18 protein-coding genes are annotated in these 16,870 nt (G+C 47.1%); all 18 read right to left on the bottom strand.

Going from position 1 to position 16,870, the window contains the following annotated elements; translation table 11 throughout:
- Positions 1 to 9: 9 nt before the first annotated feature.
- The 18 genes from asd to MHI30_RS09055 all read right to left on the bottom strand — a co-directional run bounded on the left by asd (position 10) and on the right by MHI30_RS09055 (position 16,701).
- Positions 10 to 1,050 (bottom strand): aspartate-semialdehyde dehydrogenase, encoded by a 1,041-nt coding sequence (gene asd / locus MHI30_RS09140; RefSeq protein ID WP_025811420.1) that lies wholly within the window; start codon positions 1,048 to 1,050, stop codon positions 10 to 12.
- A 126-nt stretch (positions 1,051 to 1,176) separates the two neighbouring features.
- Entirely contained in the window at positions 1,177 to 1,767 is a 591-nt protein-coding gene (gene dpaB / locus MHI30_RS09135) for a dipicolinate synthase subunit B (RefSeq protein ID WP_043926412.1), read from the bottom strand.
- Positions 1,768 to 2,667 carry a dipicolinic acid synthetase subunit A gene (gene dpaA, locus MHI30_RS09130; protein ID WP_075752781.1) on the bottom strand — a complete coding sequence of 300 codons (900 nt, stop codon included), beginning with the start codon at positions 2,665 to 2,667 and terminating at the stop codon, positions 1,768 to 1,770.
- A gap of 144 nt (positions 2,668 to 2,811) precedes the next feature.
- The gene (locus tag MHI30_RS09125) at positions 2,812 to 3,072 is read right to left on the bottom strand and encodes a YlmC/YmxH family sporulation protein (protein WP_003181887.1); all 261 of its coding nucleotides are present in this window, start codon (positions 3,070 to 3,072) and stop codon (positions 2,812 to 2,814) included.
- Between the two features lie 84 nt (positions 3,073 to 3,156).
- Complete coding sequence (locus MHI30_RS09120; RefSeq protein WP_025811414.1) at positions 3,157 to 4,386, bottom strand: pitrilysin family protein; 1,230 nt, start codon at positions 4,384 to 4,386, stop codon at positions 3,157 to 3,159.
- 36 nt (positions 4,387 to 4,422) lie between these two features.
- On the bottom strand, positions 4,423 to 5,337 hold the full coding sequence (locus tag MHI30_RS09115; RefSeq protein WP_237562687.1) for a polysaccharide deacetylase family protein: 915 nt from the start codon (positions 5,335 to 5,337) through the stop codon (positions 4,423 to 4,425).
- A 195-nt stretch (positions 5,338 to 5,532) separates the two neighbouring features.
- Positions 5,533 to 7,650 (bottom strand): polyribonucleotide nucleotidyltransferase, encoded by a 2,118-nt coding sequence (gene pnp / locus MHI30_RS09110; protein ID WP_020451436.1) that lies wholly within the window; start codon positions 7,648 to 7,650, stop codon positions 5,533 to 5,535.
- A 201-nt stretch (positions 7,651 to 7,851) separates the two neighbouring features.
- A complete protein-coding gene (gene rpsO, locus MHI30_RS09105) occupies positions 7,852 to 8,121 on the bottom strand; it encodes a 30S ribosomal protein S15 (protein ID WP_003181879.1) in 270 nt (89 codons plus the stop codon).
- Between the two features lie 184 nt (positions 8,122 to 8,305).
- The gene (gene ribF / locus MHI30_RS09100; RefSeq protein ID WP_075752785.1) at positions 8,306 to 9,265 is read right to left on the bottom strand and encodes a bifunctional riboflavin kinase/FAD synthetase; all 960 of its coding nucleotides are present in this window, start codon (positions 9,263 to 9,265) and stop codon (positions 8,306 to 8,308) included.
- A 15-nt stretch (positions 9,266 to 9,280) separates the two neighbouring features.
- Positions 9,281 to 10,210, bottom strand: coding sequence for a tRNA pseudouridine(55) synthase TruB (gene truB, locus MHI30_RS09095; RefSeq protein ID WP_075752787.1), 930 nt, complete (start codon positions 10,208 to 10,210; stop codon positions 9,281 to 9,283).
- Between the two features lie 71 nt (positions 10,211 to 10,281).
- Positions 10,282 to 10,635 carry a 30S ribosome-binding factor RbfA gene (gene rbfA / locus MHI30_RS09090; protein ID WP_003181873.1) on the bottom strand — a complete coding sequence of 118 codons (354 nt, stop codon included), beginning with the start codon at positions 10,633 to 10,635 and terminating at the stop codon, positions 10,282 to 10,284.
- Between the two features lie 18 nt (positions 10,636 to 10,653).
- Entirely contained in the window at positions 10,654 to 10,932 is a 279-nt protein-coding gene (locus MHI30_RS09085) for a DUF503 domain-containing protein (protein WP_020451433.1), read from the bottom strand.
- Complete coding sequence (gene infB, locus MHI30_RS09080; protein WP_075752789.1) at positions 10,929 to 13,085, bottom strand: translation initiation factor IF-2; 2,157 nt, start codon at positions 13,083 to 13,085, stop codon at positions 10,929 to 10,931. Before infB ends, MHI30_RS09085 begins: the two co-directional genes overlap by 4 nt.
- Before the next feature lie 19 nt (positions 13,086 to 13,104).
- Positions 13,105 to 13,407: a YlxQ family RNA-binding protein gene (locus tag MHI30_RS09075; protein WP_020451431.1), complete on the bottom strand. Its 303-nt coding sequence runs from the start codon at positions 13,405 to 13,407 to the stop codon at positions 13,105 to 13,107.
- Positions 13,408 to 13,683 (bottom strand): YlxR family protein, encoded by a 276-nt coding sequence (locus tag MHI30_RS09070; RefSeq protein ID WP_029327011.1) that lies wholly within the window; start codon positions 13,681 to 13,683, stop codon positions 13,408 to 13,410.
- Positions 13,684 to 13,696: 13 nt separating this feature from the next.
- Positions 13,697 to 14,815, bottom strand: coding sequence for a transcription termination factor NusA (gene nusA, locus MHI30_RS09065; protein WP_020451429.1), 1,119 nt, complete (start codon positions 14,813 to 14,815; stop codon positions 13,697 to 13,699).
- Between the two features lie 31 nt (positions 14,816 to 14,846).
- The gene (gene rimP / locus MHI30_RS09060; protein WP_023857195.1) at positions 14,847 to 15,320 is read right to left on the bottom strand and encodes a ribosome maturation factor RimP; all 474 of its coding nucleotides are present in this window, start codon (positions 15,318 to 15,320) and stop codon (positions 14,847 to 14,849) included.
- A gap of 193 nt (positions 15,321 to 15,513) precedes the next feature.
- Entirely contained in the window at positions 15,514 to 16,701 is a 1,188-nt protein-coding gene (locus tag MHI30_RS09055; RefSeq protein WP_075752791.1) for a cellulase family glycosylhydrolase, read from the bottom strand.
- Between the last annotated feature and the right edge of the window lie 169 nt (positions 16,702 to 16,870).

Here is a 16,870-nt window from a genome sequence, read left to right as displayed (position 1 = left end):
TTAGAAATCTTAAACTAAATTTAAAGCTTTTAGGCTTTCTGCGATTTGTACGGAATTCCATGCTGCGCCTTTCAGCAGGTTGTCGGAAACGATCCACAGATGGAAACCGTTCGGGCGGTCGAGGTCTTTTCTCACCCGGCCGACAAACACGTCTCTTTTCCCTACTGCATCTGCAGGCATCGGATAGACCTGTTCAGCCGGATCATCCTGCAGAACGACGCCTGGAGCTTCTTTTAACAGATTTTTAATATCTTCTGCTGTCACATCATCACGGTCTGTTTCGATGTAGACGGATTCTGAATGCCCTGTTGCAACCGGCAGTCTGACACATGTGGCTGAAACTTGAAGCTCAGGCATGTGCATGATTTTTTTCGTTTCATTTATCATTTTCATTTCCTCAAACGTAAAGCCGTTTTCCTGGAATTTATCGATTTGAGGAATAGCGTTAAATGCGATTTGGTAGTGTTTTTCATCACTCTTCACCGGCATGATCTCAGGCTCGAACGGTTTGTCGTTCAAAATGGCTTCGGTTTGCCCGTAGAGCTCTTTTACCGCTTCGTTTCCGGCTCCCGACACCGCCTGATAAGTCGACACGATGATTTTGTTTAAACCGAAAGCCTTGCGGATCGGTTCGAGCGCAACAACCATCTGGATTGTTGAACAGTTCGGATTTGCAATAATGCCGTTGTGCTTGTGCAAATCTGCCTCATTGACCTCAGGTACGACGAGCGGAGTGTTTTGGTCCATCCGGAACGCGCTCGTATTATCAATGACGATCGCCCCGCGTTTGACAGCCTCGTGAGCAAGCGCCTGCGAAACGCTTCCCCCCGCGCTGAAAAGCGCGATGTTGACGCCTTCAAAACTCTCTGGACGAGCTTCTTCTACAGTGTACTCTTCGCCTTTGAAAGTCTGCTTCGTACCTGCTGAACGTTTTGAGGATAATAAAGTCAGTTTATCCAGTTCAAAATTCCTGTCTTCTAGTGTTTTTAACATTTGCTGTCCTACAGCGCCTGTCGCACCAACTACTGCTACATGTAATCCTCTGCCCAATTGTAAAACTCCTTCCACCTTAATCGTCGTAAACGATTGGTTGACTATGCATTTTACATTTTATTTTAACATAGATGTGTGCCGTGGTGATTGATATTTTTTGTTACAACTTTATTTTCAAAAGATTTATTGATCATTGTGGACCAGGATAGGCTGCATTTGTTTATGGGAGAGCGCTTCTTCGACCGCCGGCACTAAAAGATCCATTTTGGCGACGAGCGAATTCGGCTTTTTATAAGGATCATCCTGGCCGAACGGAATAAAGTAAACGTTTTTTGCCGCCATCAGCCTCATCAAGTTGACGCCGTTCAAGCCGAGCGCGTCATTCGTTGAAATGCCGAGGACGACGGGACGGGAGTTTCTCATCGTCGCCTTAGCCGCCATGAGAACCGGACTGTCCGTCTGGGCGTTTGCGAGCTTGCTCATCGAATTTCCCGTCAGCGGCGCAACAACCATGCAGTCCAGCGGAGTTTTCGGTCCGAGAGGCTCCGCTTTCGGAATGGAATCAATGACTTTAAATCCAGTCAGTTCCTCTATTCTCCTAACCCATTCTTCCCCTTCTCCAAAGCGTGTGTCCGTCGACTTAACAGTATGCGTGACGACCGGTCTGACTTCAGCTCCTTTGTTGATCAGCGCTTCGATTTGCGGAAATACGGCATCATACGTGCAATGTGAACCCGTCAGACCAAATCCGATTCTTTTTCCTTTGATCGACATTTATGACAGCCCCTTTCGGTCAGTTGTTAATTCAGACAAAAGGTTGCACAAAACATTGGCAATGATCTGTCCCGCCGTTTTAGGCGCGACGATCCCGGGAAGTCCCGGAGCAAGCAGCGCTTTAATGCCTTGCTTTTCGGCAAAATCAAAATCGGTGCCTCCGGGACGGGTTGCTAAATCGAGAATTAATGTTCTGGGTGTCATTCGTGAGAGGACGTGTTTATCGAGAATCAGGCTTGGAATGGTATTGATGCAAATGTCGATATTTTCAACATGCTCTGCAAGTTCGTTTGTGTGGAAAGGAGTGAGGCCCATCTCCAAGATTCTGGCGAGGTGGGCGGAGTCGCGCGCTCCGACTTTTACGCGTGCGCCGAGCGCCGAGAACGTCCGGCTAATGCTCATTCCCGTCCGCCCGAGCCCGAGAACCATCACATTCGAGCCGTGAATCGTAAAGTCTGTATGCTGTATGGCCATCATAATGGCACCTTCGACTGTAGGTATCGAGTTGTAAATCGCAATATCGTCTCTTTCAAAGAGCTTGACAAGACGGCGGTTCGCCCCTTTGGCCATGCCGTCTAAATACTGATTTGAAATCCCTGAGTAAATCGCACAGTGAGGCGGGGTTTTTTCTAAATGTTCCTGTTTTAACACCACTTTTTCATTGGAAAAAACAGTCGCAACCGTCCCTTCCATCGATGTGCCCGATACAGGCAGAATAATGCTGTCTATTGCGCCAAAGTCAAGTTCGTTCAGCTTTAGTTTTGTAGCTCCGGTAAACCCGTGATCAAGCTGGTCAAAACCGATTAAAAAGACCTTTGCATCCTGTTCCGTCAGCTTGCGGATGATCTCGAGCTGCCTTGCATCGCCGCCGATGATTGCAATCGTCAATCCGGTTAACATGGCTCTAACATTCACCTTCTTTTTTGACAAGGATCTAATTCATAAGCTAATTTCATCATATGACAAAAAGGAAATAGCGGTGAATTGAAATCCAGAAAAACAAAAAGCCCGCCTCAAGGGACGGGCGGGTCCTTCCAGCCTTGCTTATTCTTCTTTTGTCACGCTGCTTTCCGGCACATCCAAAATGATCATATCCGATCCGATTTTTTGAATCTGCGACCAGGGCACCTTGATGTCATTCCCCTGTTTTCTGCCAAGTCCGAACCATTTAACAGAAGGGATGATAAGAGCGGTAATCTGTCCGTCCTGCTCATTGATCTCAAGATCCGTCTGCCCCAGTACGCCGAGCCGTTCGGCCCGCTTAACATCGACGATTTCTTTTCCCGAAAGTTCACTCAGCCTCATGAAAAAACCCCCTTTTGTTATGATGTATGAACCGATAACAAAAAACATGCCTGCCTAAAAAGACAAGCATGTTTTAACGAGGCATTATTTCGGCAGCTCACCCGAAGGGCTGATCAATGCAGACGAGTAATCATCGGTGAAAATCCGGTTGGCAAGATTGTTCACACGCTCGAGGCTGACGGCATTCAACTTTTCGATGATTTCATCAAGCGTCCGGTGTTTGCCGAGCAAAAGCTCATTTTTGCCGTTGCGGCTCATTTTGCTGTTTGTGCTTTCGAGACTGAGCATCAGGCTGCCTTTCATTTGCTCTTTGCTGTTTTCAAGCTCTTTCGGTGTGATTCCGTCGCTTTTCAGCACGCGCAGTGTTTCATGAATCGTTTCTGACAGAAGCTGAAGCTGATTTGCGCCGGTTCCGGCGTAGATCGTCATCATGCCGCTGTCTTCATAGGAAGTGTGGTAGCTGAACACGGAATATGCAAGACCTTTATCTTCCCGGACATCCTGAAAGAGGCGGCTGCTCATGCTCCCTCCCAAAATATTATTGAGAACGATCAAATCGTAGATTTCCGGGTGGCCTGCTTCCAGCCCGTTGAAGCCGAGGCAGAGATGAGCCTGTTCGGTTTCTTTTTTGCGCGTCATTTTCTCATGGTGAAAATCCGGTTTTGTCATGCCGGTTCTTTTGCCTTTGGCTTCATATGAGCCGAAATGCTTTTCAGCTTCTTTTATAAAAGCTTCCGGCACATTTCCGGCTATCGAAATGACGACACGGTCAGGCGTGTAATATTCGTCCATATATTTTCTGAGCGAATCTCCGTCAAATTCAGCAAGCGTTTCCTCTGTGCCAAGGATCGGATAACCGAGGGAATGGCTGCCGAATGACGCTTTGCTCAAGAGATCGTGGACGATGTCGTCAGGCGTGTCCTCATACATTTTAATCTCTTCATAGACGACGTTTTTTTCTTTTTTCAATTCTTCCTCGTCAAATGATGAATGAAAGAACATGTCAGAAAGCACTTCCAGAGCATAGCTTGCATGCTCATCGAGAACTTTGGCGTAATAGCACGTATATTCCTTTGAGGTAAACGCGTTGACCTGTCCGCCGATTCTGTCGAAAGACTCTGCGATGTCCCTTGCAGTGCGCGTTTTAGTCCCTTTGAAAAACATGTGCTCAAGAAAGTGCGAAATACCGTTAATTTCAGGTGTTTCATGTCTTGATCCGGTTCCAATCCAAACTCCGATGGCCACAGACCGGACAGTGGGATTGTTTTCGAATACGATTCTTACCCCATTTTGACAAGTATACCGTTTAATCAAATTTGTTCCTCCTATTCAAAGAACGGGCCGCACATCCTATTCTTCAACAAGCCTTTTTTCATTCATCAGCTGTGAGACAGTTCCGATTTGATAGCCTTTTTCATGAAGGTTCTGTATCAAAACGGCAAGACTTTTTGCAGTTGGATCTGTCGGATGCATTAATATCATGGCGCCGTTATGTACTTTGCTTAATACCCGTTGCTGTAAGACGGCCGGCTGCGGTTTCTGCCAATCGATCGTATCAACTGTCCACATGATCGTTCCCATCCCCATCTTGTGAGCCTGATCCACAACCTCTTTGCGGAAGCTGCCGCTCGGCGGGGCGAACCATTTCGGCTTGACGCCGAGCGTTTCCTCTATTTGTTCATTTGTCATCCGCAGCTGTTCTGAAATACGTTCTCTCGTCAGTTTGCTCATATCCGGATGATTGTATGAATGGTTTCCGATTTCATGCCCGCCGTTTTGGATGGCTTTTGCGAGCTCGGGATGATGTTTCACCCATCTGCCCTCCAAAAAAAAGGTGGCTTTGACACGATGCTTTTCTAAAACGGGAAGCATCTCTTGCAAATATTCATTGCCCCAAGCGACATTGATAATAAACGAGACCATCGGTTTATCCGGGTGTCCGCGGTAGATCGGCTCAGGCTTTAAGGATTCTAAATGAACGTCAGGTTTCACTTGATCATAAACGAGCAGCTTCTCATCAAATGCTCCGGCCCGTTTCATTTTTTTGTACGATTTTTCGATGTTTACTTTTAAGCCGTTGTAGCCGGGCATCGCTTTCCATATTTGATCAATTTTCGCATTCTGGGCCTTTACTTCATATTCAGGCGCTTTTTGCAAAAGCTCCTGGTACAATTCGTCCTTCTGAGCGGCAACCGTGACCGCATCTTTTTTCATCGCATCTATGTAATGTTGTGAATACGGACGGTTCATCATCTGATAGGACATCAGCAAAAGAAAGAAAAAAACGGAAACACGAACAATCGTTCTTTTCAATTGTATTCCTCCCTTCCCCACAAAATATGTGAGAAAAGGACAAGATAGAACCGGACCGTTTTCACGGCTTAAAACAAAGAAGCCGGGTTACCCAGGCTTCCTTTTGCTTTGAAGACGAAGACAGAAGCAAGATAAAACACCGTTTTTTTACGATTTTTGTTCTTCTTTTTCCTTCTGTTCACGCAGTACAGCTTTTCTTGATAAGTTGACGCGTCCTTGTTTATCGATTTCGGTAACCTTAACAAGGAGCTCGTCGCCGATTTTGACGACATCTTCGACTTTTCCTACCCGTTCGAGCGCAAGCTCTGAAATATGGACCAAACCGTCTTTTCCGCTGAACAGTTCAACGAAAGCTCCGAATTTTTCAATCCGCTTTACTTTACCTAAGTAAAGCTGTCCGACCTCAACTTCTCTGACAAGGTCTTCGATGATTTTCTTCGCTTTTTGGTTCATGCTTTCATCGGTGGAAGAGATGAAGATTGTGCCGTCTTGTTCAATATCGATTTTAACACCTGTATCTTCAATGATCTTATTGATTTGTTTTCCGCTTGGTCCGATGACGTCGCGGATTTTATCCGGATTGATCGACATCGTCAAGATTTTCGGCGCATAAGGAGAAAGCTCTTTTCTTGATTCAGCCAATGTGCTCAGCATGCTTTCAAGAATTTCCATTCTGCCTTTTTTCGCCTGCTGAAGAGCCTCTTCCAAAATCTCTCTTGATAGGCCTTCAATCTTAATATCCATTTGCAGAGCTGTGACGCCTTTGGACGTTCCCGCTACTTTAAAGTCCATATCTCCGAGATGGTCTTCCATACCTTGAATATCGGTTAAGACCGTGTAGTTGTCACCTGATTTGACAAGACCCATCGCGATTCCGGCAACCGGTGCTTTAATCGGCACCCCTGCATCCATCATCGCAAGCGTGCTTGCACAAATACTCGCCTGGGAAGTTGAACCGTTTGATTCAAGCACTTCAGAGACGAGGCGGATGGTGTACGGGAAGTCTTTTTCAGACGGAACAATCGGTTCAAGCGCACGTTCCCCGAGGGCTCCGTGCCCGATTTCGCGGCGTCCCGGTCCGCGCATCGGCCCTGTTTCCCCGACGCTGAATTGTGGGAAGTTGTAATGGTGCATAAAGCGTTTTGATTCCTCGACACCGAGACCGTCCAAAATTTGCACATCGCCAAGCGCACCGAGCGTACAAATGCTGAGCGCCTGCGTCTGACCCCGTGTGAAAAGGCCTGAACCGTGTGTTCTCGGAAGGAGTCCGACTTCTGAAGAAAGCGGGCGGATCTCATCGACAGCCCGGCCGTCAGGACGAACTTTTTCCTCCGTGATCAGACGGCGCACTTCATTTTTAACAAGCTGCGACAAGATGTCTTTCACTTGTTTCAGCGTGTCTTCATCGTGTTCCTCTTCTTCAAACTTGGCCAAAACCTCGTTTTTCACTTCGCTGATCGCGTCTTCGCGCGCGTGCTTTTCATGAACCTGGATCGCTTTTAAGAGGTTTGATTCGGCCATTCCCCGCACTTTTTCTTTCAGATCGGAATCGATCTCATACAGGGTGATTTCTGATTTTTCTTTCCCGACAGCGGCGACGATTTCCTCCTGGAACGCAATAAGCCGCTTGATCTCCTCGTGACCGAACATGATCGCTTCAAGCATGATCTCTTCCGGAACTTCGTCTGCTCCTGCTTCAACCATGTTGATCGCATCCTTCGTTCCCGCTACGACGAGGTGAATGTCGCTTTTTTCAAGCTGTTCAAGTGTCGGATTGATAATGAATTCGTTGTCAACCCGCCCTACCGTCACTCCGGCGATCGGCCCTTCAAACGGGATGTCCGATACGGACAGCGCAAGAGACGATCCGAACATTGCCGCCATTTCCGACGAACAATCCTGGTCAACACTCATGACGATGCTGACGACTTGAACTTCATTCCGGAAGCCGTCTGCGAACAGCGGACGGATCGGCCGGTCGATTAACCGGCTGGCGAGAATCGCTTTTTCGCTCGGTCTGCCCTCTCTTTTAATAAACCCGCCCGGAATCTTTCCGACGGCGTAAAGTCTTTCTTCATAATTCACGGTTAACGGGAAAAAGTCTACGGTTTTAGGTTCTTTTGAAGCCGTTGCGGTGCTGAGCACGGCGGTGTCTCCATAACGCACCATGACAGCTCCGTTTGCTTGTTTTGCAAGCTGGCCGGTTTCTACCGTCAGCTTGCGGCCGGCCCAATCTATGGAAAAGACATGTTTCTCTTGTCCCATTCTTATATGAACTCCTCTCTTCGGATAGTTTTTAGGTTACTCCTATTATGAACGAAATGAATTGAACATATCAATGGCAAAGTGCTATGTAAAGAATGAATCGGTGTCATTTAAAATCATTTATATGAACAACGCGTTTTGGAGTTGCCGGATATTCGTTCTTATACGATAAAAAAGCGGGAATCCTCCCGCTTTTCACGATTATCGACGTAATCCTAGTTTGTTGATCAACTCACGGTAACGAGTTACGTCTTTGTTACGAAGATACGTAAGAAGATTACGACGTTTACCTACCATTTTAAGAAGACCGCGACGTGAGTGATGGTCTTTCTTGTGAGTGCGTAAATGCTCGTTCAAGTTGTTGATTTGATCTGTTAGGATAGCGATCTGAACTTCCGGTGATCCCGTGTCAGATTCGTGGGTTTTGAACTCATTGATGAGTTGTGTTTTACGCTCTTGAGTAATTGCCATCCTGTTTCACCTCCATATAATATTAGCCCCGATTACCTAGCAAACGCCGGTGATTCGATTTGCCAAGTGAACGGTTTTAAAGCTACAGACAATATGATACTAGAAATGCGGGCCTAATGCAACCATTTATGATGAAGTTTAGCTATTATCACCATTGTTGACGCGTATTGCCGTTTCCATACATCTAGATTCCGGCCGGCTTCCGCTCTCTGAAGAAGCGGATCGCTTCTTCTTTGTCTCTGGAAATCTGTTCGACAAGCTCGTCAACGCTGCCGAATTTTTTTTCGCTCCTCAGCCGCTTATACCATTCAACCTTAATTTCGGACCCGTATATGTCACGGTCAAAATCGAATAAGTTGACTTCGATTGAAGGCTGCCCCGGCCGTTTTTCATAAAACGTCGGCTTGTATCCGACATTGCAGACGCCGTTGTAGACAGCGCCGCCGATTTCGGCTTTAACGGCATACACACCTGTCGGCGGGACGATGTATGTGTCTTTAAGGCCGATATTGGCGGTCGGAAATCCGATCGTTCGGCCCCTTTTATCGCCGTGGATCACAAAGCCTTTCACATGGTACGGCCTGCCGAGCAGTTCAGCGGCGTATTCGACGTCTCCGGCTCCCAGGACGGTGCGGATTCTCGTGGAGCTCACCTTTTGGTCCTGATTGGAATATTTTGCGACAGACGTGCTTTTGACACTGCCTTTCGCATACTCCTGGAAGTTTTCCATTGTGCCTTTGCCGAATTTCCCGAAGGTAAAGTCAAATCCGGCGACAACATGAGTAACGTGAAAGCCGAGTATATATTGATCGATAAATTCTTCAGGCGATAGAGAAGCGAATTCAGGGGTAAATGTGACAACGTATAAAAAATCGACCCCTAAATCTTCAATGATGCTGATTTTGTCCTGCAAAGGCGTGATTAAATCTTTTGGCTCCCGGCCTTTTTTGAGCACGGCAGAAGGGTGGGGGTGAAAGGTCATCACCGACGTTTTGACCCCTTCCCTTGCCGCGGTGTTTTTTGCAGTAAGAATCACTTGCTGATGTCCCAGGTGAACACCGTCAAAATAGCCTAATGCCATAACTGATGTCGGAAAATCCTCACGCTTCAAGTCGTGTGGGTGGGAAATATGTATCGTCTTCAAGAACGGTCACCTTTTCTATTGTTCGCTTTTTTGCACGAGTACTTTTGCCGGCTTCAACAGGCCGGTCTTGGTCGGATGCGGATAATAGACGGCTGTGCACCGGCCTGCTTCCGTAAAGACCGCAATTCGGTCTTCGCTCGTCAAATGAGAAAAGCTGCCGGGCGTTTCAAGCACCGCTCCATTTTCCACTTTCTTAGCTAATGTATCACTAATTATCCATTTCGGCAAATGATCAAGCGCACGTTCGATGGGGACGAACTTTTCGGACAATGTTCCGTCAGCAATCAAGCCTTCGACGTCTTCGAAGGTCAAGCATTCATCAAGGGTAAAAGGGCCTGATGCGGTCCTGACCAGGTGGGACATATGCGCGGGATATCCGAGCTTCTCCCCGATTGTTACCGCCAAGGTCCTGACATATGTGCCTTTTGAACATGTCACAACAAACCGAAAGCGGGCTTTATCCTGCTCGTGGCGAATCTCGGATGCCAGTTCGATATGATGGATGGTGATGGCCCGCTTCGGCCGTTCAACCTCGATTCCGGCCCGCGCGTATTCATACAGCTTTTTGCCGGCTACCTTGACAGCGGAATACATCGGCGGGACTTGCTCAATCGTTCCTTCAAGAGATCTCAGTACGCTCTGCACGGTCTGTTCATCAGGCGGCGCTAAGACGGGTTTCGTTTCCGTGACTTCTCCCGTCTGGTCTTCTGTCTCCGTGGAACAGCCAAGCGTGACCTCTGCATCATATGTTTTGGACTTTTCGGTCAAATACTCGACGATTTTGGTTGCTCTCCCGACGCAGATCGGGAGGACGCCCGACACCTCGGGATCCAATGTGCCGGTATGGCCGACCTTTTTTGTTTTCAACAGTTTGCGGATCTTCATGACGCAGTCGTGTGAAGTCATGCCGACCGGTTTATGTAACAGAAGGACTCCGTTATACATTCGTGTTTCTTCGCCCCTTTCTCATTTGGAGCTAAAAAGGACAGGCAGTCGCCCGCCTATCCTTTTTCAGCTTATGATTCTTCTTTGTTTGCGTTCAGCTCGTGAATCAATGTTTCGATACGGTTTCCGTAATCGATCGATTCATCGAACTCAAAATGGATTTCAGGTGTTTTGCGAAGCCTGATTCGGTTTCCAAGTTCGGAACGAATAAAGCCCTTTGCTTTTGCCAGGCCTTTGAGCGTTTCTTCCCGTTTCTTTTCATCGCCTAAAACGGAAATATACACTTTGGCAATTTGCAGATCACCTGAGACCCTGACATCAGTGACTGTTAAAAATCCGATCCGCGGATCTTTCAGCTTTCTACCGATAATGTCACCAAGTTCTTTTTTCATCTGCTCACCCACACGGGTAGCTCTCATCGTCATGACCATACCACCTCTACGTTAAAACCACTCTGTTCTCGTGATCGTCCGTTCAATTTCCGGAAAAGAGTCGATAAAGCTTAGAACCCGTTGCAGCTCTTTTTCCGTTTGCACGCGAGAGGAAGAAACGGCGGCGATACCAAAGCTTGTGCGCTGCCAAGTGTCCTGGTAGTCAATTTCTGAAACAGAAACGTTGAACTTTGCGCGGATTCTTGTGATCACCCGCTTCAGCACCGCCCGTTTTTCCTTGAGTGATGATGCATCGTAAATGATGCATTCGCATTCAACGAAACCGATCACTTTCTTTCAATTTCTTGCATAACATACGCTTCGATCATATCGCCTTCGCGTATGTCGTTGTATTTCTTAATGGTGATACCACATTCATATCCTTGTGAAACTTCTTTTACATCATCTTTAAAGCGTTTCAGCACATCGACTTCACCTTCATAGATGACGACGCCGTCGCGGATCAAGCGGATTCCGCTGTCACGCGTGATCGTACCTTCCGTTACATAGCCTCCGGCAATCGTTCCGATTTTAGAGACTTTGAATGTTTGACGGACTTCAACCATGCCGATCACTTTTTCTTCATACTCAGGATCAAGCATGCCTTTCATGGCTGCTTCGATCTCATCGATGACTTTATAAATGATGCGGTGAAGGCGGATATCCACATTTTCGGCTTCGGCGGTACTCTTAGCATTTCCGTCAGGTCTGACATTAAACCCGATCACGATTGCATTTGATGCAGAAGCTAAAATAATGTCTGATTCAGTAATCGCACCTACGCCTGTGTGGATGATTTTGACTCTGACGCCTTCGACTTCTATTTTTTGCAGTGCTGCAACGAGAGCTTCAGCAGAGCCTTGCACATCGGCTTTGACAACGAGATTAATGTCTTTGACATCGCCTTGTTTAATCTGTTCAAACAAGTCATCAAGGCTGAGCTTCGCTTTATCGCTGCGCTGTTCTTCAAGCTGTTTGGTAGCGCGCGCTTCTCCGACTGAACGGGCTGTTTTTTCGTCTTTGAACACAAGGAACTGATCCCCTGCGTTCGGAACTTCGTTCAACCCGGTGATTTCAACAGGTGTTGACGGCCCCGCCGATTTAACGCGTCTGCCGATATCATTGACCATCGCGCGAACGCGTCCGAATGTGTTCCCGACAACGATCGGATCTCCGACGTGAAGCGTTCCGTTTTGAACGAGCAGTGTTGCGACAGAACCTTTTCCTTTATCAAGCTCGGCTTCGATGACCGTTCCTTTTGCTCTGCGGTTCGGATTCGCTTTGAGCTCCTCGACCTCGCTGACGAGCAGGATCATTTCGATCAGCTCATCGATTCCCTCTCCTGACAGTGCTGAAAGAGGAACGAAAATCGTCTCGCCTCCCCATGCTTCCGGAACAAGACCGTGCTCTGTCAGCTCCTGCATCACCCGGTCAGGGTTTGCCGTCGGTTTGTCGATTTTGTTGACAGCGACGATGATCGGCACTTCAGCCGCTTTCGCATGGTTGATCGCTTCGACCGTCTGCGGCATGACCCCGTCATCTGCAGCTACGACGAGAATCGTAATATCCGTAACTTCCGCACCGCGTGCGCGCATCGTTGTGAATGCGGCGTGGCCCGGAGTGTCAAGGAAGGTGATCTTTTTGCCGTTTTCCTCGATCTGATAAGCGCCAATGTGCTGTGTGATGCCTCCGGCTTCGCCTTCGACGACCTTCGTTTTTCTGATGCTGTCGAGAAGCGTTGTTTTTCCGTGGTCGACGTGGCCCATGATTGTAACGACAGGAGGACGGATTTCAAGGTCTTCTTCTTGATCCGGCTCTTCGTATTTTTCGAACTCGGTTTCTTCAAGGACGATCACTTCTTCGACGTCGACGCCGTATTCTGAAGCGATCAGCTCAACGGTATCTTTGTCAAGATCTTGGTTGATCGTTGCCATAGTGCCGAGAAGCATTAATTTTTTAATGATTTCTGACGGTTCTTTTCCGAGCTCTTCGGCAAGCTGCCCGACCGACATTGAGTTGGTAAATTCGATTTTTTCAGGCAGTTCTTTTTTCGGCTTGAACTGCTTCTCCTGCGGAGATTGATGATTTTTACCGCGCTTGTTCTTTTTGTTATTGTTGTTGTTGTTTTTCTTCTTGTTTTTATTGTTAAATTGAGTATTCTGCACGTTATTCTTCTTTCCGTCTCGATTTTTATTTGGCTTACTTCCGGCATTCTGTTTTGCGGCTTCTTGCTGCGGCTTTTGTCCGCCTGTACCGGCATCCTTTTTATTTCCCGCAGGTTTAGCGCCCTTCTTGAATTTTTGATCGAGCTGTTTGATCGCATTTTCTTCGATCATCGCCATATGGTTATTGACTTCGATATTCATATCTTTCAATGCCGCGATAATATCCTTACTTGAAACATTTATGGCTTTTGCATATTCATAAACTCTCATTTTAGCCATTCGTTCACCCCCAAAAAAATTAATCGAGCTTTCGGAGCAACGTATTCGCAAAACCTTGATCAGTGACAGCAACAACCACACGGGATTCTTTGCCGATTGAACGGCCCAAAAGCATACGATCTCCGACTTTTTTCACCGGTACATCGTAGTGCCTGCATTTGTCGGTTACTTTTTTCTCCGTGTTAGCCGATGCGTCGTCTGCAAGCAAAACAAGCTTTGCGCGCGAATGCCTGATTTCTTTCACAACCAGGTCTTCTCCGGACACGACCTTTCGAGCTCGATTCGCCAGACCCAGCAAGGAAAACCATTCTGATTCCGACATTTATCTGTTCTCCTTTTCCGCCAGTTCCAGCAGTTCATCAAAAATCTGATCATCAATCTGTGCTTGAAGCTGATTTGCTAAGCTGTTTTTCTTTTTTGCAGTTAAAATGACGTCTTTATCAAGTGTAAGGTAGGCTCCCCGGCCGTTTTTCTTGCCGGTCGGGTCTACGGAAACTTCCCCTTCTTTCGAACGGACGACGCGGATGAGCTCCTTTTTAGGCTTCATTTCCCCTGTTACGACGCATTTTCTAAGCGGGATCTTCTTTCGGCTTTTCACCAAAGGTCACCTCTTATTCATCCGATTCTGGAGTTTCGCTTTCAAAGAAAAGCTCTTCCGGCTCCTCTTCTTCAAGCTCCCTTGGATAAATTCCAAGCTCTCTTGCATCTGTTTCGCTTTTAATATCGATCTTCCAGCTTGTCAGCTTGGCTGCCAGGCGGGCGTTTTGACCTCTTTTTCCGATGGCGAGCGACAGCTGGTAGTCGGGAACGACAACCGTTGTCGCCTTATCCTCTTCATTGACGATGACGTCGAGCACTTTTGAAGGGCTCAGCGCATTGGCGACGAATTCAACCGGATCGTTTGACCAGTGAACAATGTCAATTTTCTCGCCTTTCAATTCATTAACGATCGCCTGAACGCGCTGACCCTTCGGTCCGACGCAGGCACCGACGGGATCGATGTCGGGATTATCCGTGCGGACGGAAATCTTCGAGCGGTCTCCCGCTTCTCTCGCCACGGATTTGAGCTCGACCGTTCCATCGTAAATTTCCGGGACTTCGATTTCAAAGAGCCGTTTTAATAAACCTGGATGAGTTCTTGAAACGTAAATCTGCGGACCCTTCGTCGTTTTTTCGACTTTTGTAATGAACACTTTGATCCGGTCATGAGGCTTGTAGACTTCATTCGGCATCTGTTCTGAAACCGGCAGAAGGGCCTCGATTTTTCCTAAAGAGACATAGATGAACTTATTGTCGATCCGCTGAACGATGCCTGTCATGATATCTTCTTCGCGATCGATGAATTCGGAATAGATGACGCCGCGCTCCGCTTCGCGGACGCGCTGAGTCACGACCTGCTTTGCCGTCTGGGCAGCGATGCGGCCGAAATCCTTCGGTGTCACTTCGATTTCCACGACATCTCCGACAATGTAGTTCGGATTGATGTTTACGGCATCTTCAATCGAGATTTCAAGGCGCGGATCATACACTTCATCCACGACATCTTTGCGGGCGAAAACGCGGATTGAACCGGTGTCGCGATTTAAATCTACCCTGACGTTCTGCGCCTGGTTGAAGTTCCGCTTATAAGCGGAAATGAGCGCAGCTTCAATTGCTTCAATAATAATGTCCTTACTGATTCCCTTTTCTTTTTCAAGAACCGTCAGGGCATCTAACAACTCACTACTCATGTTTATGGTTTCCCCCTTAAACAGTCAAAAATTAATTGAACGAAACAGCCAGCCTTGCTTTGGCTACTTTATCATATGGAATATTGATCGTTTTCCGGCGCGTTTTGATCATCACCGCGACTTCCACGTTTTCACCGTCAAATGCGGAAAGCTCGCCTTCAAACTCTTTATTGCCTTCAATAGGTTCGTACGTTTTAATATATACGTTTTTTCCGAGCGCTTTCATGAAATCGGCTTCTTTCTTTAAAGGCCTCTCAGCTCCAGGTGACGATACTTCAAGAAAATAGTTTTGCTTGATCGGATCAGCCTCGTCGAGCTTTTCACTAAGAGCTTCGCTAACCTTGGCACATTCCTCGATGTCCACGCCGTCATCTGAATCAATAAACACGCGAAGAAACCAGCTCGGACCTTCCTTGACAAATTCGATGTCAACGAGCTCAAGCTGAAGATTGTCTAGTATAGGCTGGACCATTTCGCTGACGGTATCGATCACTTTGTTACTCATACTTTTCCTCCTTGTGCAGGCTCCCATTCATCAGCTCCCTCGTAAAAACCCTGCTTCAAAAGCAGGGGATTTTAGAAAAAACGATGAACATGTCGAGACAAAATTGCCTGTTCAATACAAAAGAGCGGGTTTCCCCACTCTTCGCCTCGGCTATCGTTAGCATTTCCAATAAAACTATACCATAACCATATTTTTATTGCAAATCATGACAGCGTTTAGTCTGACGCATTTCGGAAGGGGATGATTTTTCATTCATCCGCTTCGCATGTTCTGAAATGACAGAAGCGGCAGAGCTCGGATAAACGATCCGAAAACCGTCATAGTCCGGATAAAGGGTCCCGTCATCCTGAATACCGGTCAAAATCCAAAATTGGCTGCCCGCCCCGCCCTGCTTTTCTATGAGTTCAAGCCATGTTCTGTAGACGTCGTCCCTTCTGGACTTATCCTGATAGCCGTACTCTTCTAAAACGACCGGCTTGCCGATTTCTTTTCCATCGCAAATATGGTCTGTGATCCACTGATTCCCCCACTCGGCCGTTTTGCCCCAATGATCCGGATAGAGGTGATATGTGCCGTAATCAATATGCTTCAGAGCGGTCAGCCTTTTCCAATCCACACCCTCTCCGCCGTTGTAATGCCAATCAGGGTGCCCTTCTATATGATAAAATCCTTCATCTCCAACCGCTACAAGATGGTTCTGATCAATGGATTTAATAAATCCGCTCATCTCATCCGCCCATTCGACAAGTGTATTTCCGGTCCTGTCAGACTGGACCCTTGGTTCATTGGCAAGCTCCCACGCCATAATCGCGGGATCATCTTTATATTTGACGCCATTATATGTGTTGACTCGGTTCAGCATATAGGATACATAATTTTTATACGCCTCTTTAATGTCCGGATGAGTATAAAAGGCGTCATGTCCATCCGCCTGAAACCACCTGACATATTGATTCATTCCGCCGAAATCATCCCAGTTGTTCACAAAAGGGATGACTAGTTTTATCCCTGTCTGCCCCGCTTTATAAATGGCATAGTCAAGCTTTGAAAATCCTGATTCATCATATATGCCCGGCCTTGGCTGCATGACGGTATTTTCCTGCGGCTGGCCGTCAAGAAAACCCCAGATGCGGATCACTTTCAAATTCATCGCTTTCATATCTTCGAACACATCATCGACCATTTTTTTAGATTTATAATGGAAATAATAGTTATTCGCCCCGGCAAAATAAAAGTCTTTTCCATTTAAAGTGAACGATGTTCCGGATGTCTCAACAAAAGGAGATGCGGCTAGTGCCGGCCGGGGATTGCCAAACTGAATGGCGGAAAGCGCAAGCAAAAACGGCATCAGCAGTGTCAAAAAAACCTTTCTCGTCATCATTATGTTTTCCCTGCTTTCATAGAGAGGATCCATGGACGGCGCCATTCAGAGATTAGAAGGCCGTTCAAGGCGTGACTTTTACCTTCACGACCGTCTCGACGCCTTTCGGCCACAGTTCAAATGTAAAGGTGGAATTGCTTTTCAAATACTTTAAAACCCGCTCTCTCAA

Source organism: Bacillus sp. FSL L8-0528 (assembly GCF_038593085.1).
GTDB lineage: Bacteria > Bacillota > Bacilli > Bacillales > Bacillaceae > Bacillus > Bacillus paralicheniformis.
The sequence above is the reverse complement of the archived record's forward strand: the minus strand, read 5'-3'. Positions and strand labels throughout refer to the sequence as shown.

Coding starts and splice junctions, on each gene's coding strand:
- dpaB (WP_043926412.1), bottom strand. CDS start 1,767: ATGTCGATCAAAGGAAAAAGAATCGGATTTGGTCTGACGGGTTCACAT.
- dpaA (WP_075752781.1), bottom strand. CDS start 2,667: ATGTTAACCGGATTGACGATTGCAATCATCGGCGGCGATGCAAGGCAG.
- MHI30_RS09125 (WP_003181887.1), bottom strand. CDS start 3,072: ATGAGGCTGAGTGAACTTTCGGGAAAAGAAATCGTCGATGTTAAGCGG.
- MHI30_RS09115 (WP_237562687.1), bottom strand. CDS start 5,337: ATGTCCTATCAGATGATGAACCGTCCGTATTCACAACATTACATAGAT.
- pnp (WP_020451436.1), bottom strand. CDS start 7,650: ATGGGACAAGAGAAACATGTCTTTTCCATAGATTGGGCCGGCCGCAAG.
- rpsO (WP_003181879.1), bottom strand. CDS start 8,121: ATGGCAATTACTCAAGAGCGTAAAACACAACTCATCAATGAGTTCAAA.
- truB (WP_075752787.1), bottom strand. CDS start 10,210: ATGTATAACGGAGTCCTTCTGTTACATAAACCGGTCGGCATGACTTCA.
- rbfA (WP_003181873.1), bottom strand. CDS start 10,635: ATGACGATGAGAGCTACCCGTGTGGGTGAGCAGATGAAAAAAGAACTT.
- infB (WP_075752789.1), bottom strand. CDS start 13,085: ATGGCTAAAATGAGAGTTTATGAATATGCAAAAGCCATAAATGTTTCA.
- MHI30_RS09075 (WP_020451431.1), bottom strand. CDS start 13,407: ATGTCGGAATCAGAATGGTTTTCCTTGCTGGGTCTGGCGAATCGAGCT.
- nusA (WP_020451429.1), bottom strand. CDS start 14,815: ATGAGTAGTGAGTTGTTAGATGCCCTGACGGTTCTTGAAAAAGAAAAG.
- rimP (WP_023857195.1), bottom strand. CDS start 15,320: ATGAGTAACAAAGTGATCGATACCGTCAGCGAAATGGTCCAGCCTATA.
- MHI30_RS09055 (WP_075752791.1), bottom strand. CDS start 16,701: ATGATGACGAGAAAGGTTTTTTTGACACTGCTGATGCCGTTTTTGCTT.